The organism is Paraburkholderia sediminicola, from assembly GCF_046026895.1.
Lineage (GTDB): Bacteria > Pseudomonadota > Gammaproteobacteria > Burkholderiales > Burkholderiaceae > Paraburkholderia > Paraburkholderia sediminicola_C.
In genome coordinates this window covers 143657-163729 of sequence record NZ_JAQQEU010000003.1, presented here as the reverse complement: position 1 = coordinate 163729, position 20073 = coordinate 143657, and the positions used below count along the sequence as shown (strand labels likewise).

Sequence of the window (20073 nt, the reverse complement as noted above, 5' to 3'; positions counted from 1 at the left end):
GCATGCTTAGCGCCGAAGGAATCATTGCAGAGCGATCATACCGATTGCGCGGCGCGACTGCACTCCAGACGGGTGGCGCTTTCCTCATCGCCACCGCTCGCCACCGCACGGCGGTAAAATCGCGCGAACGATGATGGTCGTCTAAAAGTGGAAGCAAAGGGTGCAAATCAAGGGTGCAAGTTTGACTGAGCTTGAGCAGGGTTTCATTTTGACCCGACATTGGCGGGACACGCCCGCCGGCACGGAAATCGATTTCTGGCTGGCAACCGACAGCGGGCCCCGCCATCTCCGCCTGCGCCCTCAGCCCTCGGTGGCGTTCATTCCCGCCGAACACCGCGAGCGTGCCGAAACGATCCTGCGCCGCGAGGCGCCGCTCGATCTGCGCCCGCTCGATCTGCGAGACTTCCAGCATCGGCCGGTGATGGGGCTTTACTGCCCGCAATACCGGCAACTGACGGGCTTCGAAAAACGTCTGAAGCAAGGCGGCGTCGACGTCTACGAAGCCGACATCTTCCCCCCTGAGCGCTACATGATGGAGCGCTTCATCACCGCGCCGGTGTGGTTCGGCGGCGAGCCGCAGCACAGCGGGCCGCTGTTGAACGGCGAGTTGAAGCCCGCCACCGGCTATCGCCCGCCGTTGAAGCTGGTCTCGCTCGACCTCGAAACCAGCGCGCACGCCGAACTTTATTCGATTGCACTCGAAGGCTGCGGACAGCGCCAGGTGTACATGCTCGGCCCGCCGAACGGCGACGCGAGCGCACTCGACTTCGACCTCGAATACTGCGAGACCCGTGCACAGTTGCTCGAAAAACTGAACCTGTGGATGGAGCGGCACGACCCCGACGCGATCATCGGCTGGAATCTGGTGCAGTTCGATCTGCGCGTGCTGCAGCAGCATGCCGAGCAATATCGCGTGCCGCTGCGGCTCGGGCGCGGCGGTGCGGTGATGGAGTGGCGCGAGCACGGTCTCACGCGCAATCACTTCTTTGCGGGCGCCGCCGGGCGTTTGATCATCGACGGCATCGAGGCGCTGCGCTCCGCGACCTGGAGTTTCCCGTCGTTCAGTCTCGAACACGTGGCGCGCTCGGTGCTCGGCGTTGGCAAGTCGATCGACAATCCGTATCAGCGCATGGATGAAATCCAGCGCCGCTTCGACGAGGACAAGCCCGCGCTCGCGCAGTACAACCTGATGGATTGCGAGCTGGTCACGCGCATCTTCGCGAAGACGGAGCTGCTGCCGTTCCTGCTGGAGCGCGCCACCGTGACCGGCTTGCCCGCGGATCGCAGCGGCGGATCGGTCGCGGCGTTCACGCACCTGTATATGCCGCGCATGCATCGGCAGGGCTTCGTCGCGCCCAATCTCGGCGATGTCGCCGGCGCCGCGAGCCCCGGCGGCTTCGTGATGGATTCGCGCCCCGGACTGTACGATTCGGTGCTCGTGCTCGACTACAAGAGCCTGTATCCGTCGATCATCCGCACGTTTCTGATCGACCCCGTGGGTCTCGTAGAAGGCATGCTGAACCCCGCCGACGACCAGTCGGTGCCGGGCTTTCTCGGCGCCCGCTTCTCACGCACGCGCCATTGTCTGCCGTCGATCGTCGCGCAGGTATGGCAAGGCCGCGAGGCGGCCAAACGCGAACACGACAAGCCGCTTTCGCAAGCGCTGAAAATCATCATGAACGCCTTTTACGGCGTGCTCGGTTCCACCGGTTGCCGCTTTTTCGACCCGCGTCTCGCATCGTCGATCACGATGCGCGGCCACGAAATCATGCACACCACGCGCGAGCTGATTCAGGCAGACGGTTACGAAGTCATCTACGGCGACACCGACTCCACCTTCGTGTGGCTGAAACATGCGCACAGCGAAGAAGAAGCCGCGCGCATCGGCCGCGCGCTGGTCGAGCGTATCAACGCGTGGTGGCAGCAAAACCTGCAAACACGCTTCGGGCTCGACAGCGCGCTCGAATTGCAATTCGAGCGGCACTACCGGCGCTTTTTCATGCCGACGATTCGCGGCGCCGAGGAAGGCAGCAAGAAACGCTACGCGGGACTCACCGTGTTGCCGGACGGCGGCGAGGAGATCGTCTACAAAGGACTCGAAACGGTGCGCACGGACTGGACACCGCTCGCGCAGCAGTTCCAGCAGGCGCTATATGGGCGCATTTTCAGGCAGCAGCCGTATCAGGACTACGTGCGCGACTATGTGCGCGACACGCTCGAAGGCAAGCTCGACGATCAGCTCGTATATCGCAAGCGCCTGCGCCGGCCACTCGGCGATTATGAGCGCAACGTGCCGCCCCACGTGCGCGCGGCGCGCGTCGCGGACGAGTTCAACCGGGCCCAGGGACGCCCGCTGCAATACCAGAACGGCGGCTGGATCAGCTACGTGATGACGGTCGCCGGTCCCGAGCCGCTGGAGACGCTGCGCTCGGCGATCGACTACGAACACTATCTGACGCGGCAATTGCAGCCCGTCGCCGATGCGATCCTGCCGCTGCTGCGCGATGACTTCACGACGCTGATGTCGGGGCAGAGGCAGTTGTTCTGACGCGGCGCTAGCATCGGGGCTGATGCCAATCGATCAACCACGGCTGCCAGCACGCCTACTTCGAAATCTTCTCCAGCTCCAGGCCTTTGGTGCGCGGCCCCATCAAGCCAATCGCCAGCATCACGATCAGCATCGCGCCCGCGATAAACACGAATACGCCGGTCGTGCCGAATTGCTTCAACACGGCAGCAATCAGAAAGGCCGTAAAAATAGCCGAAAACCGGCTCCACGAATAAACGAAACCCACCGCGCGCGCACGAATGCCGGTCGGAAAGAGTTCGGTCTGGTACGCGTGATAGCTGTACGAAATGATATTGCCCGCCAGCGTCAGACATACGCCGAGACTCACCAGCAACACCGCGCCCGACGCCTGGCTGAACCACAGCCCGCAGACGATGTTCACGCCGGCCATCGCCACGATCACCGTCTTGCGCTCGAAGCGGTCGAGTCCGCGTCCGTGTCAAGATTGAACCGGTCATGGTGATTGATGCAGTTTCCATCGACATCCCATTCCACGTTTATTGCACCGCCTCCCGACGTTACCGCCCCAGCAATCGTGACACTCCCGCTTGCCTCGATACCAGTCAGCTCCGCCGCGTTCTTGCCGCGAGTCGTCGTGCTGACCGGTTTTATCAGAATCGTTGCCATTTTTTGTTTTCCTATTCCGCGAACACTTCCTGCAAGGTACGCAGGGTGTCCAACATCGTTTTATCGGCAAGCGCGCCTTCTTTCTTTACCAGCCGCACCTTGTCTACCGCGCGAATCTGGTCCAGCAAAATCACCCCCTGTTTCCGCTTGAAAGTCACTGATATGCGGAAGGGTGCTGGGCGTCCCTTGGACGTCATCGGCGCAACGATGACCGTTCGCAGATGGTCGTGCATTTCAGGCGGGGATATGACTACACAGGGCCGCGTCTTCTGAATCTCGCTACCCAATGTCGGATCGAGCGCGACGAGCCAGACTTCCCCGCGCACTACCATGCAAGCTCCGCATCGTCGGCGTTGCCAAACTCGCCCATCACCAAACCGTCATCACCGGCCTCAGTGAGTGCCTTGCTCGCCTCAGCCCAACCCTCGCGGGCTTTATGACGAGGGCGACGGAGCACAATCGCGTCGTTTTCGACTTCCATTTCCACTTCGTTCTCCAAGCCCAACTGAGCGAGGACGGGCTTCGGAATCAGCACGCCCTGCGAATTACCCATCCTGCGAATCGTCGTTTTCATAAATTCACCGTAAGTACAATGTTATGCCGTTGTGCGTATCACGTCAACACAATGTTATTACGTTGGCCGCTGCATGTCACTATTGCCTACAGGCCATCGTGGATCGCGGCAAGTGCCGCTTTCATATCGCTCTCGGTGACTTCAAGATACGGGGCCACATGGTCTGGGTGTGAATGACCGAGCAGCAACTGCACCGTGTCCAGCGAGTGGTCCTGAGCTACCAGACGGCTTGCGAACGTCCTGCGCCCGCTGTGGCTGCTGTGCCCCGCACCGAGACCAGCGGCACGGTACAGGCCGGTAACATAACTTTGAAGGCTGTCGGCCGCGAGGTATTCGACGGTCTCACCATCAAAGTTGACCCGCCGCTTAACGCTCAACTCGAATGCGCCGCCCTTCTGCGTGAGGATTAGTCGGGTGTGGGGCATGAGGCCGCGATACTCCCTGCGGTCCAAGGCAGCGCCCGCACCGCGTTGGTAGCGCCATTCGATATAGCGGTCGAACGCATCAATGCTGCGCTCATGCGACAGGTAGATACATCGAGGACGGCAACCCTTCGTGATCGAGCCTCGCAAACTGACTTCTTCGCGCCTCGTCCCCGATCTGGCAAGCACGTCGCGGATTTCAATGCGGGCGATTTCTGTGACACGCATCGATGCTGGTCGAACTGGCCTGGCGCTGGCTGACCCTGCAGCCAGAGAGCCTCTTGACCCGGTGGTTTAACCAGCGCTTTGCGGGCAGCGGCAAGCGCATGCGGCGGGTCGGCATCGTGGCGTTGGCGCGGCGCCTAGCCATCGCACTGTGGCGCTACCTCGAGCACGGTGAGATCCCGGCCGGGGCCTCGCTTAAGCCGGCGGCTGCCTGAAGTTCTGAGCAGAACGGTGCTCATGCACGGCTTGGTATGCAACGCATCATCATGATCAAAGGTCGACGCGCCCGCAACGACCGCGGGTCACGGCAACCCCGTGACCGTGGTAACAGATGGGGCGCGCCCATAACTGGGGTTTGCCAGTGTGCCTTGCTCGCATGCTGCATGAGGTGCAGGGTGTTCGCGCCCTGCACGGATAGAAGTTCGTTCGGGCACTGGCTCGAACGCTCGTTACACCCCGACCTCGGATCACGATGGGATCGGCCATGTCGTGCTAACGCTTCACCCGCTCAGCAGAACATACAGGTGCCGCCATGAAGTCCAAGCCCTTCACGTGATCAAAATGGCTTGACAAACAAGTCCCCATAGAAGAAGCGGTCGTTCCCAAGCGCAGCTGCTCATTGGGCCTTCATTCGTTGCGGTAGTTCGCAAGCGGTCCGGTTGTACCATGAAGCGAACGGGCGCTTCCGCGCAAGGTCTCTGATCGAAGTCGACTCACTTCGGCGCTGCGGGATAAACGGCATCGCGGGTTCGGCGCTGGAACAACAGAGTGACCTGCCCTGGCATCACGCTTTGTTGAAACGCACCGGTCTCCAAGCGTTGCAGGCCCCTCCGGCACGTCGACGGCAATAAGCTGGGCCTGGCAAGCGCAGAGCGCATCATCGCCGCCACGGCAACAATCGACATGGGGCTCTAGCATGCACCGTCGTCTCTGCTCAGCAAGCACGGCAGGCGCCGGCATCGCCCGCCAGTTCTCAGCAGTTCGATTGTCAGCAAACGACGCGCGTCGGCGCGCCGATCAGTCGGAGCGCGCTCATGACAGCGCGTCGAGCAGTCTGTACCACGCCACTCCCGCACTGATATAGAACCGCTGCAACGCGTGAAACGGAATCGGCTCGATCGACGTGGGTGGAAGCGGTAAGCCGCGTGTCGTCCCGCCGATCAAAGCGGCCAGATGCTTTCCTAACGTCGTCGCCATCGCGATGCCGCGTCCGTTGTAACCAAGAGCGATAGTCAGGCCTTCTGCCGGCACATGCACGTGTGGCAAAAAATTGCGTGTGATGGCGATGCGACCAGCCCATCGGTATTCGTACTCGATGTCCTTCAGTTGTGGAAACATCAACTGGGCGGCACGCTCGAGATGCACCCAATCCGCGGCGCTGCGTGGCTCGCGAAAGGGTCCACGCCCGCCCATCAGCAGACGCCCATGCGCATCCTTGCGAAAATAGAGCAGCAGGCGCCGTGAATCGGAAGCCACTTCGCCACCGGGAAGGATCGTTGCGCCAACCTCTTCGCGCAGCGGCCTGGTTGCGACGATGAAGCTATTCGCGGCGATCACTGATTGGGCGAGGCGCGGCCAAAGGCCATCGGTATAACCGTTGGTTGCCAGCAGGATTTGTTTCGAATCGATGACCGGACCATGCGCCGTGCGAATTCGCCATCCTTTCGGGCCGTGCTCGGCGCTCGCGGCACGGGTTCCGCTGTGGATCGCCGCGCCTGCCGATTGCGCCGCGCGCGCGAGGCCGCGCGCGTAGCTCAATGGATGCACGCTGCCCGCACGCAGGTCGACCCAGCCGCCAACGAATGCGTCCGTGCCTAGCCGCCTCGATATCTGCGTACGGTCGAGCAGTTCAAGCGGCGCGCCGCGCGCTTCCCACTGCCGAGCCCGGGCGTGAAGCGTGCCGAGCAGCTTGCTCGAATGGGTAGGCTGAATCCAGCCGGCGCGCATCGCATTGCACCGAATCCCGTGGCGCTCGATCAGGTCGAAAACCGCATCCGCGGCACCGCCCGCCATTTGCACCAGCGCATCGCCATCGATTGGGCCGTAGCGTCGAATGAGTTCATCGGGATCATATTTCAGACCAGGAATCACCTGACCGCCATTACGGCCGGACGCACCCCAACCGGGCTCGTTGGCGTCGATCACGCAGACCCGTACGCCCTGTTCCGCCAGATGCAAGGCCGTCGACAAACCCGTGTAACCGGCGCCGACGATCGCAACGTCCACCGTGACGGAACCATCGAGCGGCGGCGTAGCGACGGCGGGTTCCGCCGTCGCCGCCCAGAGAGAGGGAGGCAACGGCTTTGCAACTTCAACCAGGCTCATGATGGTATTCAAATCCGGGGGGCTTCGGTAAGCGCAGGCATCTTGCCGAGAAACTCGCGGGTGCGAGGATTGCGCGGACGTTCGAACAGATCGGCGGCGGACCCTTCCTCATGGATCGTGCCGTCATGAAGAAAACACACACGGTCGGCCACTTCGCGCGCGAAGCTCATCTCATGTGTCACGACGATCATGGTCATGCCGTCGTCGGCAAGCTGGCGCATGACGCCCAGCACTTCGCCGACCAGTTCCGGGTCAAGTGCCGAGGTAGGCTCGTCGAAGAGGATCGCTTTTGGTTCCATGGCCAGTGCGCGGGCAATCGCCACACGCTGCTGCTGTCCGCCCGACATTTGGGCCGGGTAAGCGTCCATCCGGTGCGCGAGACCGACCTTGTCGAGCAGATGCCGCGCCCGCTCGCGTGCCCGTGCACGCGCTTCCTTCTTGACGAACACCGGACCTTCAAACACGTTTTCCAGCGCGGTTCGATGTGGAAACAGATTGAAGCGCTGGAACACCATGCCGACCTGCGAACGCAGTTCGTGGATCTGTCTCGATTTCGCGTCGACGGCGCAGCCCTCGACGGTGATCACGCCGGCGTCATGCCGCTCCAGTCCGTTGATGCAGCGCAGAAGTGTGGATTTGCCTGAGCCCGATGGACCGATCAGACACACGACCTGGCCGCGTTCGACGTTCAGACTGACGCCCTTCAGCACGTGCTGATCGTGAAAGCGCTTGTGAATCGAGTCGACCTTGATCATCGTTTTCCCTTCTGTCCGAGGCGGCGTTCGAGCCGCCGCAATCCATAGACGAGCGGCAGGCTGAGGGCAAGATAAAGCAGCGCGACCAGCGTGAATACCGTCATGTTCTGAAACGTCGATGACGCGATGAGCTGCCCGGCACGCGTCATTTCCGCGACCGTGATCGTCGAGGCGAGCGACGAGTCCTTGAGCATCATCACGAGCGTATTGCCGTATGGCGGCAGTGCGATCCTGAACGCTTGCGGCAAGACCACGCGCCGCATGATCATCGCGCCGCGCATGCCGATGGACTGTGCTGCTTCGATCTGCCCGTGATCGATCGCCTGGATGCCCGCGCGGAAGTTCTCCGCCTGATACACCGAGTATGCGATGCCTAGTCCGATGAAGCCGGCCTGGAACGCCGACAACTGGACGCCGAGATCGGGCAGCACGAAGTAGATGTAAAACAGCTGAACGATGATGGGCAGTCCGCGAATCACGTTGATAAAAGTGGCAGCGGCGTTCGACACGATGCGGTTGCCGGACACGCGCATCAGCGCGAGCACCAGGCCGAGCGCCGTGCTGAGAATGAACGAGCAGAAGGTGATCTCGATCGTGACGAGCGCGCCTTTCAGCAGGATCGGCAAGAATTCGACGGCGTTCTGGAAGAACATGGCGGGCAGTCCCTATTCTGAAGACGGCGTCATTCCACCTGCCACTTCTTGACGATCTGCGTCAGCGTGCCGTCGGCCTTGATCTTTTTGATGCCGGCATTCAACTGCTCCAGCGTGGCCGTGTCGCCCTTGCGCACGACGAAACACAATTGGCCTTTCACCGACGGTTGATATCCGCTGACGAGGCGCAACTGCGGATTCGGATTATGCTGAAGCTGATACGCAATGATCGGATGATCACCGAAGCCCGCCTTGATGCGGCCGAGCGCGACGTCGCGCATGATGTCGGCGACTGAATCGTAGGTTCGGACCTCCTTAAAGATGCCTTTCTTGTTCAACGCGTCGACGAACGCGGTGCCGACCTGTGCACCGACGACTTCGCCCTTGAGGTCGTCCATTGACGTGTACTGGCCTTTATCGTCGGCGCGCACGATCAGGCCTTCGCCATAGGAGTACACAGTGTCGGAGAAATCGACGACCTGCTCGCGCGCTGGCGTCTTCAGCATGGCCGCCGAGATGATGTCGATCTTCTTCGTGGTCAATGACGGAATGAGAGAGGAGAACGTGGTCTGCTCGATCTTCACGTCGAAGCCTGCAGCCTTGCCCGTCGCGGTAATCGCATCCACCAGAAGGCCCTGAATCGAATTGCTCTTCACATCGAGAAAGGTGAACGGCACACCGGTGGCCGTCGCTCCAATCCCGTAGGTGGGGGCGGCTGCCGACAAGGCCGGCGCACCGGCGAGCAGCAAGCCTGTTGCAAAGACACTGGCGAAGCGTTTGGCGAACTGGAACATGAGTCTCTCCACGAGTTGACGACGGGCGAACGAAATATCGATACCCATCAGTTAGAACAAAATATTCGAACCATAGATATCGAAAGAAGAAACCGTTGTATCGATATTCGATATGTTAGAGTCGGTGTTAGGCGAAAGCAATTAGGTGATTCCATGACCCGCAAGAAGCTCAGCGCAGAGACGGAAGCGCTCCCGGAGCCGGAAGAAACGCCGGACGCACTGTTCAATCAGTCGCTGGAGAAGGGAATCGCGGTGCTACGCGCGTTCACCGCACAGCGAAGGTCGATGACGCTGCCCGAAGTCGCCGAGGCGACGGCTATCACCAAAAGCTCCGCGCAGCGCATGATCTACACGCTGGAGAAGCTCGGCTATGTGAGAAAGCATCCGCGTACGAGGCGATATCAACTGGCGCCGCGCGTGATGCAAATCGGGTTCAACTACCTGGCCGCCGACACGCTCATCGACGTCGCCAACCCGTTTCTGTCCGAACTCACCAATGTCACCGGCGAGACGACCAATCTGACCGAGCCGGATGGCGTCGACATGGTCTACGTGGCGCGATTCGTGTGTATGAAGTTCGTGCCGATTCATATGCCAATCGGCAGCCGCATTCCGATGTACTGTACGGCGTCGGGACGGTCGTATCTCGCGGCGCTCCCGGAAAGCGAGTCACGCACGCTGCTGTTGGCCAGCGATCGCGTCGCGCATACGCAGTACACCGTTACGGATCTCGACGAGATCGAGGCGCGGCTCGCGCTTGGACGGCGTAATGGCTATACGTCGAACCGCGAGGAACTGTTCATCGGCGATATGACGATCGCTGCGCCCGTGCTCGACGGGGAGCGTCGACCGGTCGGTGCGGTTCACGTCGTGGCGCCGACGAGTCGGTGGACGCCGGCGGAAGCAGAGGCACGGTTGGCACCCGCGGTGATCGATTGCGCACGCGGTATCAGCAATTCGATCAGGACGCTTGCCTGAGGGCGCGCGCCCTGGTTCGACGGCACGTCGCCAACACACAGCAAGGAACCGTCTCCGCGTCGGAGAGAGAAGCACGGAAGAAGCTTCGGGGCAGAAGCCTCCAACACGGCGTTCCCTACCGTGCTTGTGGATAAGCACCAACAAGAATTACTTCCAGCTGCGAACGACTCGAACCGCGCTCTCCGCGGCCATCGATTTTGGACCTTACCCAGTGGCGGTCACTGATGCAGCGCGCAGGGACGCCCGCCGGAAGCATCCCTTCGGCCTGCACCTTGCCAGATCGAGTCGGTATCTAAATGTCCCGTACCCGGGCGTAACCGACGTTCAGGTGTCCGTACGAAAACGCGCGCCAACGGCTGTACATGGCCGAAAGCCGCCGAAATAGAGTGGCTAAGGGCGACCCGATGCGGACGTATTCTGTCGACGGTCTCCGCTCTTGGCGACGAGGCGTGGTGGCACCGGCGCGACAGTGCAGAGACGCATCGACGACTTGCTGTCATCTTTGGCCGATCCAGACCCAACACGACCGACGCAAATGTGAAAGCACGCTGCTGCCGAGGGCTAAGTGACGATCACGCCGGTAAAGTTCGATCGCGGCCAGCAGGCGCAACAGGAGACGCTCCGCGCCGCGATCGGATAAAGGCGGATCGCGCGTCACCAGGAAGCGACGAAGCGGCACTCGAGCGCAGCACCGGTCCGACCTCCGGGCGCCGCTGCGCGCCGTTCCGCTACGGCTGTCATTCCATCATTACCACGTGGCCTGCGGACGCTTCTCGATACTGTCTCAACGCCGGCGAGTAATCGGCCGGGCGCACGGGACTTCTGATTTCGTCCGCAGCGAGCTGACGTCGCCTGCTACGCTGCCTTGGATCGGCGATCGGCACCGCGGCCAACAGGCGCTTCGTGTACGGATGCTGCGGATTGCCGAACACCGCCTCGCGCGGTCCGATCTCGACGATCTCGCCGAGGTACATCACGGCGACGCGATGACTGATGCGCTCGACCACGGCCATGTCGTGCGAGATGAACAGATACGCGAGTCCCATGCGTGCCTGCAGATCGAGCATCAGGTTGACCACCTGCGCTTTCACCGAGACGTCCAGCGCGGACACCGCTTCGTCCGCGATGATTAGCTTCGGCTCCAATGCGAGCGCGCGCGCGATGCAGATTCGTTGCCGCTGACCGCCGGAGAACTCGTGAGGATATCGGACCGCCATATCGGGCGACAGTCCGACCTGGCGCAGCAGCTGGATCGCCTGTGCGTGCGCTTCCTGCTTGCTCGCCAAGCCGTTCGCCACCAGCGGTTCCGCGATTATCGCGCCGACCGTGACGCGCGGATTGAGTGACGCGAACGGATCCTGGAAGATCATCTGGATCCCGCGCCGTTGCGCGCGTCTGCGCTCGCCCTTGAGCTTTAGCAAATCGATGCCTTCGAGTTCCACCGAACCCGCGAGCGGCTCGTTCAGGCAGATCAGCGAGCGGCCGGTCGTCGATTTTCCGCATCCCGATTCGCCGACCAACGCCAGCGTCTCGCCCGGCTGCACGGCGAACGAGATGTTCTCGACCGCGTGCACGCGTCCCTTGACCTTGCCCAATAGCCCTGAGCGAATATCGAAACGGGTCGTGAGGCCGCTCACCTTGAGCACCGGCTGCGTGCCGGCGCGCACCGTGTCGGGCGATTCGGCCGGCACGTCCGAGCGACCCGTCTCGCGATTCACCACCGGAAAACGCAACGGCACTTTGCGTCCCGCCATCGATCCCAGCCGAGGCACCGCCGACAGCAGCGCGCGTGTGTATGGTTCGGCCGGCTCGCGGAAAATCGTCTTGGTGGTGTTCAACTCCACTTGCCGGCCGTCGAACATCACGACCACCCGATCCGCGATCTCGGCGACCACGCCCATGTCGTGAGTGATGAACAGCACCGACATGCCCTCTTCTTCCTGCAGGCTCTTGATCAGATCTAGCACCTGCGCCTGGATCGTCACGTCGAGCGCGGTCGTCGGTTCATCGGCGATCAGCAGTTTGGGCTTGCATGCCAGCGCCAGCGCGATCATGACGCGCTGACGCATGCCGCCCGAGAACGCATGCGGATAGTCGCGCACGCGCGATCCGGCGGCGGGTATGCGCACTTTTTCGAGCAGACGGATCGACTCCGCATGGGCTGCGCTCTTCGACAGACCGCGATGCAGCATCAGCGATTCGGCGATCTGAAAGCCAATCGGCAGGACCGGATTCAGCGACGTCATCGGCTCCTGAAAAATCATGCCGATCTCGCTGCCGCGAATCTTGCGCATGGTCGGCAGCCCAAGCAATTCCCGGCCGTTGAGCTTGACGCTGCCCTGGATTCGGCTCGTCGCGCGGCTGGTCAGCTGCATGATCGAGAGCGCCGTCACGCTCTTCCCGGATCCCGATTCGCCGACGATCGCGAGCGTTTCGCCCGGCGCGATGTCGAATGAAATGCCCTGCACGACGGAGCGCCAGACGCCGCCTACGCGAAATGAAGTCGACAGATCCGTAACCGACAAAACCGGTACAGTCATGAGCGTTTTTTCCTGTGATGGATCACCTTGTGCCGATCCGCAATCCGAACGTCTTCGGAATCGCCGCGGCGACGCGCGGAATGAATCCCGCGCTCCGGCCAAATTCCTCGGCTTCCTCGCAACCCAGAATGCCCCAGCGGACGAAGCGTCCGCCGACGTAGCGAAACGGTTCGGGCGGCAGCGACTGCGGCTCGCGCGTGCACAGCGGCAGATTGCTCCAGTCGTCTTTCGCATCGAGCACGAGCGACGCCAGACATTGCCCGCCGATGTAGGTCGGATTGACGCCGTGCCCGGAATAACCGCAGCCGTAGTGAACCCGCGTGCCCGGTACCGTGCGGAAGAACGGCAGTCGATCGAACGAGACGTCGATACCACCGCCCCATACGCGATCGATCGCGACATCGGCGAAAGCGGGCAGCAGCCGGCGCAAGCCGCGCTCGGCGCGGCCAGCCGACGCGACGTCGGTGGTCAGAAGCGGATTGGCGGTGTTGCCGCCGAAGCTGATTGGTCCGGAGCCGGAGCCCATCAGCACGCGTCCGTCGATCGTCTTGCGGAAGTAATGCACGAACATGCGCAGATCCGCGATGCCTTCGTCTCTGTTCCAACCCATCTCGCTGAGCTTGTCCGGTGCGGGCTGCGTCATCAGCGCGTACGACGAGAACACCGTCATCAGCGGCGCGACTTCCTTGCGCTTCGCCAGCTCGATGTTGGTCGCCAGCACGACTTCCTTCGCGACGATCTCGCCATTCGGACACACGACGCGGTTGGGCGTCCCGGCGTCGATCCGCGTCATCGGCGTGTTCTCGAACACCTGCACGCCAGCGGCGATCGCCGCGCGCCGCAGTTCGCGCGCAAGCCGCGCGGGCTGCACGTTGGCGCCTTCGGGAAAATACAGGCCGCCGCGAAACACGGGCGATCGGCAATGTTCTGCGACCTGCTCGGGACTCAGCGGCAGGACGCTGTCCGGCACGGCGAGATGGCGCGCCGTGTCGACGTAGGTCCTGAGCTTGGCGTCCTGCGCGGGCGCGGCGGACACGCGCACGTTGCCGCTCTCGCGCCACCAGACGTCGCGTCCGGGCGCCGTAGCGAACGCGCGGATCGCATCCTGCGCGCGCGTGCCCGCGCGGGCGACGGCCAACGCGCCGTCCGGTCCGATGTTGGCGGCCATCCCGGCGAGCGACGCCCAGTAGCCGTGAACCTTGCCGCCGTTCTTGCCGCTCGCGCCCGAACCGCACAGCGACGCCTCGATCAGTGCGACCGACAGATGCGGCGCGCGCTCGCGCAGCGCGAGCGCCGTCCACAGTCCCGTGAACCCGCCGCCGACGATCGCGACATCGACCGTGAGCGGTCCGGACAGCGGCGGCGCGTCGGGCTGCGCGCGTTCGTTGCGCAGTGCCTCTTCGAACCACCACGAAGGATCGTGTGGCGTAGCGCTGGATGAATTCATGTTGTTCGCCATGACTCGTTGAGCGGAAGAAACGGAAAACCGAATGTCAAACGAAGGGACTCAGACCACCGCCTGAACCTGGATTTCGACGAGGATGCTGTCGTGCGCGAGCCGCGATTCGACCGTCGCGCGAGCCGGCGGCTGCGCGCGATCAACCCAGGCTTCCCACGCCTCGTTCATCTCGGCAAACTGCGTAATGTCCTTCAGCCAGATATTGGCGACGGCGATGCGCGTCTTGTCCGTGCCGACCGCCGCCAGATAGTCGTCGATCTGAGCGAGGATGTCGGCGGTTTGCGCCTTCACGTCGCCGTCGCGATTGCGCGTGGTCAGGCCCGACAGAAACGCGAACCCGTTGGCGACCAGTACCTTGCTGAGTCGTCCCGTCACGTCGTGGCGCTTGATCGTTTGAGTCATCGGAAAACCTCTCCTGGTTTGAGAAATCATGGAAGCTCGCAGCGCACGTCGAGTCGCTCGGCGCGGGCTAAACGTGTGAATCACGAATGTTGATGATCCAGAGCACCTTCGCCTCGTCCTGCCAGGGATTGCTGATGTGATGCGCGATCGTGCTCCTGAACTGGAAGCTGTCGCCTTCCCTGATTTCAAGCGTTTCGTTGCCAATCGTCAGCGACACCTTGCCGGACAGCACGTACCCACCCTTGTCGCCGGGACCGGTCAGCACATCGTCGCTTTCGGCGTTGGGCGGCAGCGTGAGGATCATGAAGCGAAGCTCGTCGTTGTCGGTCGGCGACAGCAGCTCCTTGGTGAACTGGTTGGTGCCGGAAATGATGCGCGGCCGGTTCTCGCGCCGGCGCACGTAGGGCGATTCGCGCGTGGCGGCCGCGCCGTCGTCTTCGAGAAACGCCCAGAGCGTCACGCCCAGCACCGCGCGCAGCTTTTGCAGCGTGTTGATCGACGGATTGGACTGCCCTCGTTCGATCTGGCTGATCCGGCCGGCGGACACACCCGAGCTGCCGGCAAGTTCGGTGATCGTGAGGCCGCGCACCGTGCGCAGGTGCTTGAGCCGTCGACCGATCTCGATCGACTCCGCGCGTTCATCGTCGCCATCGGTGTCGGACTCGCCGAGTCTTGCTGTCGTCATTTGTTGAAGCCTGAATTCACTTTATTGAATTTTAAGCGTTGCAGCGTTGGTTGCGGGCTCGACGCGCAAACATCGCGGCAAGACCAGATACCCCGTCGATCTTATCTCACGGCGGCTTGTGGGCAATTCAGGGTTTTCCATGTCGTCGCACCTCTTGACACTAATTTTTAATTTATTGAAACTGGCCCAGTCGCCCAATGCTGCAGCATCGATGCCGTGTCCAACCAGAGAGACGTGATGAAAAGAGTGTCAAACACCCAAGCAACGATCGAAACGGATGCGGTCTCGCTCGATCGACGCAAATTCCTCGGTCAAAGCGTCGGCGCTCTGATGGGCCTGTCCGCCTGCTCGCTGCCGGCCTTCGGCGCCGACGCAAATGCGCCCGCGCCGGGCAAGCGTTCGGGGGTGGTGGTCGTCGGCATGTCGCAGGAACCGACCGCCTTCAATCCGCTGATGCCGGGCGTCGAGTGCGACGAGGTGATCTGGACCAACGTGTTCAGCACGCTCTGGTCGGCCGAACCGGACGGCTCGCTGCGTCCCGATCTCGCCATCGAGATTCCGAGCGAAGCCAACGGCGGCATCGCCGACGGTGGCAAGTCGTGGACCGTCAAGCTGCGCAACGACGTGCTCTGGCACGACGGCACGAAGTTCACCGCCGACGACGTCAAATATTCGATCGAACTGATCAACGCGCCGGGCTTCCGCTCGCGCGCGCGCATCGGCCACAACCTCGTCAAGGACATCGTCGTCAAAGGTCCGTTCGAGATCACCTGGCACATGGAGCGCGCCTATTCGCCGTATTTCGCGCTGCTCGCCAATACGCAGGTGGTGCCGAAGCACATCCTCGGCAAAGCATCGGATCCGAACACCGCGCCGTTCAACAGCGCGCCGGTCGGCACCGGTCCATTCAAGTGGGGCACGCGTACGCCCGGCGACAACATCACCTTGGTGGCCAACGAGCGCTATCACGGCAAAGGCCCGTTCCTCGAGAAGGTCGTGCTGAAGTACATCCCGGATCTGACCGCGCTCTACACGCAGTTCCGCACCGGCCAGGTGGACTTCGTGCCCGTGCCAGGCATTCCGGCCAACTACTATCAGGAAGCCTCGCGCCTGCCGGGCCGCAAGGTGGCGCTCTCGACCAACGGCAATCTGGAAGTCGTGATGCCGAACCTCGACAACAAGGCGTTCGCGGATAAGGCCGTGCGTCAGGCGCTGTACGCGGCGCTCGACAAGCAGGCGATCATCGACGCGATCTACTACGGCGTCATGAAGCCGACGGAATCATTCATTCCGATGGAGTCGTGGGCCTATTTCAACGGGCTGCCGAAGCAGAGCAAAAACACCGCTGCGGCCAACAAGATGCTCGATGCGGCTGGTTGGACGAAGGGTTCTAACGGTATGCGCAGCAAGAACGGCGTGCCGCTCACCTTCGAGATGTCAACCACCACCGGCAACGTACTGCGCGAGCAATGTCAGCAGCTGATCATGCAGGACTGGCAGGACATCGGCGTGTCGATGAAGATCAAGAACATGCCGGCCGCCATCATCTGGGGCGAGTTCTATTCGCGCTCTCAGTTTCAGTCGTTGCTGGTCGGCACGTCGTTCAGAACCGGCGCGGATGCGGATCCGGCCAACCGCTTCAGTTCGAGCGCGATCCCGTTGAAGGGCGGCAGCGGCGGCAACTACATGCAGTGGTCGAACCCGGCCGCTGACAAGCTGATGGCCGACGGCGAAGCGACCTTCGATCCGGCCAGGCGCAAGGACATCTATCGTCAGCTGCAGATCATCGTGCGCGAGGAATTGCCGATACTGCCGCTCTTCCAGTACTCGTTCATCGAAGGCATGAAAGACAACCTGCTCGGCTATCGACCCAACGTGAACCAGCGCCAGAACTGCTGGAACATGAACGAATGGTCCTGGAAGAAGAAAGTATAGCGATCGATCAGTCGGGGGACCGGACTCATGCTGCCTTTTCTTGCCCGCCGCGCCATCCATTCGGCGATTCTGCTGCTGATCGTCTCGGTGATCGGGTTCGTCATCCTGCATCTTGCGCCGGGTGGCCCGCTCTCGCAGTTCGCGGCCTCCGGCGATATGAGTCAGGCCGATCTCGATCGCCTGTCGGCGCAGCTCGGCCTCGATCGTCCGTTGCCCATCCAGTATCTGGAGTGGCTGGTGCGCATGCTTAAGGGCGACTGGGGTCTGTCGTATCGCGATCAGCACGCCGTCACGTCGATCATCGCGTCCCACATCGGCGCGACGCTCGAACTAATGTTCTGCTCGACGCTGCTCGCGATGTTCTTCGGCGGGTGCATCGGCATTCTCGGCGCGGTGCGGCGCTATTCGCTGTTCGATTCGCTCGCGACCGTCGGCGCGATGATCGCGCTGTCCATTCCGACGTTCTGGTTCGGGATCGTGGTCATCTATGTGTTCGCCGTGCATCTGAACTGGCTGCCGGCCGGCAACCGCATGACCGAAGGCGACGGCTCGTTTTTCGACTACGTGCATCATTTGATCGGACCGTGCGTCGTGCTGGCGTTGGTGACGACGGCTGTGTGGAGCCGCTACATGCGATCGTCGATGCTCGAAGTCATCAACCAGGATTACATCCGCACCGCGCGCGCCAAAGGCGTGCCGGAATATCAGATCGTGATGCGTCACGCGTTGCGTAACGCGCTGTTGCCGATGATCACGATCACGGGTCTGCATGTGCCTACCCTGCTGTCCGGTGCGCTGGTGACGGAAACGGTGTTCACCTGGCCGGGCATCGGCCGACTGTTTTTCGATTCGATCAGCTATCGCGACTATCCGACCGTGATGGGCATCCTGATGTTCAGCGCCGTTCTCGTGCTGCTCGGCAATCTGCTCGCCGATCTGCTCTACGGTTTCGCGGATCCCCGAATCGCGGGCGAGCGTCGATGAGTGAGACACCCACCGTGGCCACCAAACCGTCGATCATCAACTACGCCAAAGGTGTCGGGATGAGCCCGGCGCTGCGCCGCTTCTGTCGGCACAAGCTGGCGATTCTCGGCGCGCTTTGCATCGTGCTGATGGTGCTCGCCTGCGTCGCCGGTCCGTCGCTGCTCGCGTTCACCGACACGTATATCGACATCCGCCATCGGCTGATGCCGCCGTTCTCCGGCGCGCATATTCTCGGCACCGATCCGCTCGGCCGCGACGTGTTCGCGCGGCTCCTGATGGCCGGCCGCATTTCGATGTCGATCGGTTTCGTCGCCATGTTGATCAGCATGGTGATCGGCGTGTGCGTCGGCATGATTGCAGGATACTTCGGCGGCGTGATCGGCAATGTGCTGATGCGGCTGGTCGACGGCGTGCTGTGCTTTCCTTCGATCTTTCTGCTTCTCGCGATCTCCGCAATCATCTCTCCGTCAGTACCGTCGATAGTCTTTCTCATCGCGATCACGTCTTGGATGGAAGTCGCGCGCGTCGTCGAGGCGCAGATACGGTCGCTGAAGACCCGCGACTTCGCGCTGGCGGCGCTTTCGATGGGATCATCTCACTCGCGCATCATGTTCCGTGAGCTGTTGCCCAACGCGGCCGCGCCGATCGTCGTGGCGGCGACGCTGAACGTCGCTTACGCGATTCTGGCGGAGAGCTACATCTCTTTCCTCGGCTTCGGCATCCAGCCGCCCACGCCGAGTTGGGGAAACATGCTGGACAGCGCGCAGACCTATTTGACGAGCGCACCGTGGCTCGCGATCGTGCCCGGTCTTGCGATCACGCTGGCGGTGACGAGCTTCAACTTCGTCGGAGATGGCCTGCGGGATGCGCTCGATCCCCGGAATGAGATGTAGAGCATCGACGGATCTCGCCGATGCACTGATCCGTGCGGCGCTACGATGCAAGGGCTCGATGTGTTGTAGCATTCAGCGCTTCTTCGGCAGCCGAATGGTATTTTCCATCGTCGCAAGTGGAGACGATCGCATCGACGGCGGCGCGCGTCGTGATAGGAGAGATTCGAGTTCACGCATCTGCTGGCAGGATCGCAATCTTCTCGTGAATCCGCACGGTCTTCACGTCGAAAGCGGTCGGACTGGCGGTCAGCGGTTTCGATCTCGACGGGATGTCGTTGAGCGCTTTCCTTGATCTGCTGCTGACGCTTGTCAAACTAGCCAGCAGTGTATTTTCTATGTCGGCTGTTCGCCGCCTTTAACTTGCTGCCGTCAATCGCGATCATGACGCTGAATAGCAGCTTCAGTCCGCGACGCAACTCAACAAAACGTCGGCATACGTTCCCGTATTGCTGGGCGATTGTCACGCCCTCGCCCGGATGCGGACGCACTCGGGGGCGTCGACGAGCGCGTTCATCAGTTGCGGCGTCTTCACCTGCGTCACCGGACTGCCGACGATGCCGAAGATCCGCGTCGATCCATCGATTCGAAGAGCTTGCAACTCGCGCTTCACCGCTGACCCTCCGCAAACTCGGCAAGACGCGGATGGCGCGGCCAGCCTTGCGACGCCATCGCGGCATCGAAGCCCATCGGCTCGGGACGGAACAGGCGCTCGTCCATCAGCTTGAGATGGGGCGAGATGACGGGGCGGAACGCCATGTGTGCGAGCACGTCGCGCTCGAGATCGATGCCCGGTGCGATTTCGATCAGTTCGAGCGCGCCGTCGATGGCGCGGAACACCGCGCGCTCGGTGACGAAGAGCGTCGTCTGCTTGCGCTCCTGCGCGAAAGGCCCGCTGTACGACACCTGCCGCAACTTCGACACGAACTTGCGATGCGCGCCTTCCTTCAGGATCTGCAGCGCGCCGCCTTCGCAGGACACCTGCAGGTTGCCCGCCGTGAACGTGCCGCCAAAGACCATCTTGCGCGCGTTCTGGCGGATGTTGATGAAGCCGCCTACGCCGATGAGCCAGTGCCGGTTTGTGCTCCAGCCATGACGTCCTTGCCGCTGAGCACAGTGGGAATCGCCTTGGCCTGCACCGGCGTAGGTGTCTGGTAATTGAGGTCCCGCACATTACGCAGCAAGGGATCGATCAGGCCAAGCGAGGCAAAAGACATTGGCGTATCCCGGGCTAAAACCGCAAATTCTAGCGGTTA

The 20073-nt window shown here is 62.0% G+C and carries 19 protein-coding genes and 4 pseudogenes; 6 read left to right on the top strand and 17 right to left on the bottom strand.

Features of this window, described 5'->3' with window-relative positions; translation table 11 throughout:
* The first annotated feature begins 181 nt into the window (after positions 1–181).
* Positions 182–2548: a DNA polymerase II gene (locus PQR02_RS03730; protein ID WP_408225628.1), complete on the top strand. Its 2367-nt coding sequence runs from the start codon at positions 182–184 to the stop codon at positions 2546–2548.
* A 55-nt stretch (positions 2549–2603) separates the two neighbouring features.
* Here the strand turns inward: PQR02_RS03730 and PQR02_RS03725 are convergent.
* The 5 genes and pseudogenes from PQR02_RS03725 to PQR02_RS03705 form a co-directional block, all read right to left on the bottom strand.
* Positions 2604–2993, bottom strand: a pseudogene (locus PQR02_RS03725) (MFS transporter); the annotation flags it as partial.
* Positions 2969–3196, bottom strand: a complete 228-nt coding sequence (locus PQR02_RS03720; protein ID WP_408225625.1) for a hypothetical protein — start codon at positions 3194–3196, stop codon at positions 2969–2971. The gene PQR02_RS03720 and the pseudogene PQR02_RS03725, both read right to left, overlap by 25 nt.
* A gap of 11 nt (positions 3197–3207) precedes the next feature.
* On the bottom strand, positions 3208–3528 hold the full coding sequence (locus PQR02_RS03715) for a type II toxin-antitoxin system PemK/MazF family toxin (protein ID WP_408225622.1): 321 nt from the start codon (positions 3526–3528) through the stop codon (positions 3208–3210).
* Entirely contained in the window at positions 3522–3770 is a 249-nt protein-coding gene (locus PQR02_RS03710; RefSeq protein WP_408225619.1) for an AbrB/MazE/SpoVT family DNA-binding domain-containing protein, read from the bottom strand. Before PQR02_RS03710 ends, PQR02_RS03715 begins: the two co-directional genes overlap by 7 nt.
* An 86-nt stretch (positions 3771–3856) precedes the next feature.
* Positions 3857–4420 carry a tyrosine-type recombinase/integrase gene (locus PQR02_RS03705; protein ID WP_408225616.1) on the bottom strand — a complete coding sequence of 188 codons (564 nt, stop codon included), beginning with the start codon at positions 4418–4420 and terminating at the stop codon, positions 3857–3859.
* Between PQR02_RS03705 and PQR02_RS03700 the strand changes: the two are divergent.
* Positions 4420–4632 (top strand): annotated as a pseudogene (locus PQR02_RS03700) (IS110 family RNA-guided transposase); the annotation flags it as partial. The gene PQR02_RS03705 and the pseudogene PQR02_RS03700 overlap by 1 nt on opposite strands.
* Before the next feature lie 817 nt (positions 4633–5449).
* Here PQR02_RS03700 and PQR02_RS03695 read toward each other — a convergent pair.
* Genes PQR02_RS03695 through PQR02_RS03680 form a run of 4 tightly spaced genes read right to left on the bottom strand, consistent with a single transcriptional unit; the run spans position 5450 to position 8944 of the window.
* Positions 5450–6742, bottom strand: coding sequence for an NAD(P)/FAD-dependent oxidoreductase (locus PQR02_RS03695; protein WP_408225613.1), 1293 nt, complete (start codon positions 6740–6742; stop codon positions 5450–5452).
* Between the two features lie 8 nt (positions 6743–6750).
* Positions 6751–7497: an amino acid ABC transporter ATP-binding protein gene (locus PQR02_RS03690; protein WP_408225610.1), complete on the bottom strand. Its 747-nt coding sequence runs from the start codon at positions 7495–7497 to the stop codon at positions 6751–6753.
* Positions 7494–8150 (bottom strand): amino acid ABC transporter permease, encoded by a 657-nt coding sequence (locus tag PQR02_RS03685; RefSeq protein WP_408225607.1) that lies wholly within the window; start codon positions 8148–8150, stop codon positions 7494–7496. The genes PQR02_RS03690 and PQR02_RS03685 overlap by 4 nt, the downstream gene beginning before the upstream one ends.
* Positions 8151–8179: 29 nt before the next feature.
* Positions 8180–8944 carry a substrate-binding periplasmic protein gene (locus PQR02_RS03680; RefSeq protein ID WP_408225604.1) on the bottom strand — a complete coding sequence of 255 codons (765 nt, stop codon included), beginning with the start codon at positions 8942–8944 and terminating at the stop codon, positions 8180–8182.
* A 153-nt stretch (positions 8945–9097) separates the two neighbouring features.
* Here PQR02_RS03680 and PQR02_RS03675 point away from each other — a divergent pair, with 153 nt between their 5' ends.
* A complete protein-coding gene (locus tag PQR02_RS03675) occupies positions 9098–9922 on the top strand; it encodes an IclR family transcriptional regulator (RefSeq protein WP_408225819.1) in 825 nt (274 codons plus the stop codon).
* Between the two features lie 737 nt (positions 9923–10659).
* On the opposite strand, the gene PQR02_RS03670 is transcribed toward PQR02_RS03675, so the two are convergent.
* From PQR02_RS03670 to PQR02_RS03655, 4 genes are all read right to left on the bottom strand, one after another.
* On the bottom strand, positions 10660–12462 hold the full coding sequence (locus tag PQR02_RS03670; RefSeq protein ID WP_408225601.1) for an ABC transporter ATP-binding protein: 1803 nt from the start codon (positions 12460–12462) through the stop codon (positions 10660–10662).
* Between the two features lie 22 nt (positions 12463–12484).
* Complete coding sequence (locus PQR02_RS03665; RefSeq protein ID WP_408225598.1) at positions 12485–13909, bottom strand: NAD(P)/FAD-dependent oxidoreductase; 1425 nt, start codon at positions 13907–13909, stop codon at positions 12485–12487.
* A 60-nt stretch (positions 13910–13969) separates the two neighbouring features.
* Positions 13970–14323 (bottom strand): RidA family protein, encoded by a 354-nt coding sequence (locus PQR02_RS03660; RefSeq protein WP_408225595.1) that lies wholly within the window; start codon positions 14321–14323, stop codon positions 13970–13972.
* 67 nt (positions 14324–14390) lie between these two features.
* The gene (locus PQR02_RS03655) at positions 14391–15008 is read right to left on the bottom strand and encodes a helix-turn-helix domain-containing protein (protein WP_408225592.1); all 618 of its coding nucleotides are present in this window, start codon (positions 15006–15008) and stop codon (positions 14391–14393) included.
* A gap of 237 nt (positions 15009–15245) precedes the next feature.
* On the opposite strand from PQR02_RS03655, the gene PQR02_RS03650 reads away from it, so the two are divergent.
* Genes PQR02_RS03650 through PQR02_RS03640 form a run of 3 tightly spaced genes read left to right on the top strand, consistent with a single transcriptional unit; the run spans position 15246 to position 18820 of the window.
* Positions 15246–16943 (top strand): peptide ABC transporter substrate-binding protein, encoded by a 1698-nt coding sequence (locus PQR02_RS03650; RefSeq protein WP_408225589.1) that lies wholly within the window; start codon positions 15246–15248, stop codon positions 16941–16943.
* A gap of 27 nt (positions 16944–16970) precedes the next feature.
* Complete coding sequence (locus PQR02_RS03645) at positions 16971–17927, top strand: ABC transporter permease (protein ID WP_408225586.1); 957 nt, start codon at positions 16971–16973, stop codon at positions 17925–17927.
* Positions 17924–18820 (top strand): ABC transporter permease, encoded by an 897-nt coding sequence (locus tag PQR02_RS03640; RefSeq protein ID WP_408225583.1) that lies wholly within the window; start codon positions 17924–17926, stop codon positions 18818–18820. Before PQR02_RS03645 ends, PQR02_RS03640 begins: the two co-directional genes overlap by 4 nt.
* Positions 18821–18976: 156 nt before the next feature.
* On the opposite strand, the pseudogene PQR02_RS03635 reads toward PQR02_RS03640, so the two are convergent.
* The 4 genes and pseudogenes from PQR02_RS03635 to PQR02_RS03620 all read right to left on the bottom strand — a co-directional run.
* Positions 18977–19285 (bottom strand): annotated as a pseudogene (locus PQR02_RS03635) (IS5/IS1182 family transposase); the annotation flags it as partial.
* A complete protein-coding gene (locus PQR02_RS03630; protein WP_408225580.1) occupies positions 19281–19430 on the bottom strand; it encodes a hypothetical protein in 150 nt (49 codons plus the stop codon). The pseudogene PQR02_RS03635 and the gene PQR02_RS03630, both read right to left, overlap by 5 nt.
* Positions 19427–19837, bottom strand: coding sequence for a hypothetical protein (locus PQR02_RS03625; protein ID WP_408225577.1), 411 nt, complete (start codon positions 19835–19837; stop codon positions 19427–19429). The genes PQR02_RS03630 and PQR02_RS03625 overlap by 4 nt, the downstream gene beginning before the upstream one ends.
* A gap of 38 nt (positions 19838–19875) precedes the next feature.
* Positions 19876–20034, bottom strand: a pseudogene (locus PQR02_RS03620) (DEAD/DEAH box helicase); the annotation flags it as partial.
* Positions 20035–20073 lie beyond the last annotated feature (39 nt).

Excerpts from the sequence above, each read along its gene's own strand:
- PQR02_RS03625 (WP_408225577.1), bottom strand. The coding sequence starts at position 19,837 with ATGGTCTTTGGCGGCACGTTCACGGCGGGCAACCTGCAGGTGTCCTGC.
- PQR02_RS03650 (WP_408225589.1), top strand. The coding sequence starts at position 15,246 with ATGAAAAGAGTGTCAAACACCCAAGCAACGATCGAAACGGATGCGGTC.
- PQR02_RS03720 (WP_408225625.1), bottom strand. The coding sequence starts at position 3,196 with ATGGCAACGATTCTGATAAAACCGGTCAGCACGACGACTCGCGGCAAG.
- PQR02_RS03655 (WP_408225592.1), bottom strand. The coding sequence starts at position 15,008 with ATGACGACAGCAAGACTCGGCGAGTCCGACACCGATGGCGACGATGAA.
- PQR02_RS03670 (WP_408225601.1), bottom strand. The coding sequence starts at position 12,462 with ATGACTGTACCGGTTTTGTCGGTTACGGATCTGTCGACTTCATTTCGC.
- PQR02_RS03665 (WP_408225598.1), bottom strand. The coding sequence starts at position 13,909 with ATGAATTCATCCAGCGCTACGCCACACGATCCTTCGTGGTGGTTCGAA.
- PQR02_RS03685 (WP_408225607.1), bottom strand. The coding sequence starts at position 8,150 with ATGTTCTTCCAGAACGCCGTCGAATTCTTGCCGATCCTGCTGAAAGGC.
- PQR02_RS03695 (WP_408225613.1), bottom strand. The coding sequence starts at position 6,742 with ATGAGCCTGGTTGAAGTTGCAAAGCCGTTGCCTCCCTCTCTCTGGGCG.
- PQR02_RS03680 (WP_408225604.1), bottom strand. The coding sequence starts at position 8,944 with ATGTTCCAGTTCGCCAAACGCTTCGCCAGTGTCTTTGCAACAGGCTTG.
- PQR02_RS03660 (WP_408225595.1), bottom strand. The coding sequence starts at position 14,323 with ATGACTCAAACGATCAAGCGCCACGACGTGACGGGACGACTCAGCAAG.
- PQR02_RS03710 (WP_408225619.1), bottom strand. The coding sequence starts at position 3,770 with ATGAAAACGACGATTCGCAGGATGGGTAATTCGCAGGGCGTGCTGATT.
- PQR02_RS03715 (WP_408225622.1), bottom strand. The coding sequence starts at position 3,528 with ATGGTAGTGCGCGGGGAAGTCTGGCTCGTCGCGCTCGATCCGACATTG.
- PQR02_RS03675 (WP_408225819.1), top strand. The coding sequence starts at position 9,098 with ATGACCCGCAAGAAGCTCAGCGCAGAGACGGAAGCGCTCCCGGAGCCG.
- PQR02_RS03690 (WP_408225610.1), bottom strand. The coding sequence starts at position 7,497 with ATGATCAAGGTCGACTCGATTCACAAGCGCTTTCACGATCAGCACGTG.
- PQR02_RS03705 (WP_408225616.1), bottom strand. The coding sequence starts at position 4,420 with ATGCGTGTCACAGAAATCGCCCGCATTGAAATCCGCGACGTGCTTGCC.
- PQR02_RS03645 (WP_408225586.1), top strand. The coding sequence starts at position 16,971 with ATGCTGCCTTTTCTTGCCCGCCGCGCCATCCATTCGGCGATTCTGCTG.
- PQR02_RS03640 (WP_408225583.1), top strand. The coding sequence starts at position 17,924 with ATGAGTGAGACACCCACCGTGGCCACCAAACCGTCGATCATCAACTAC.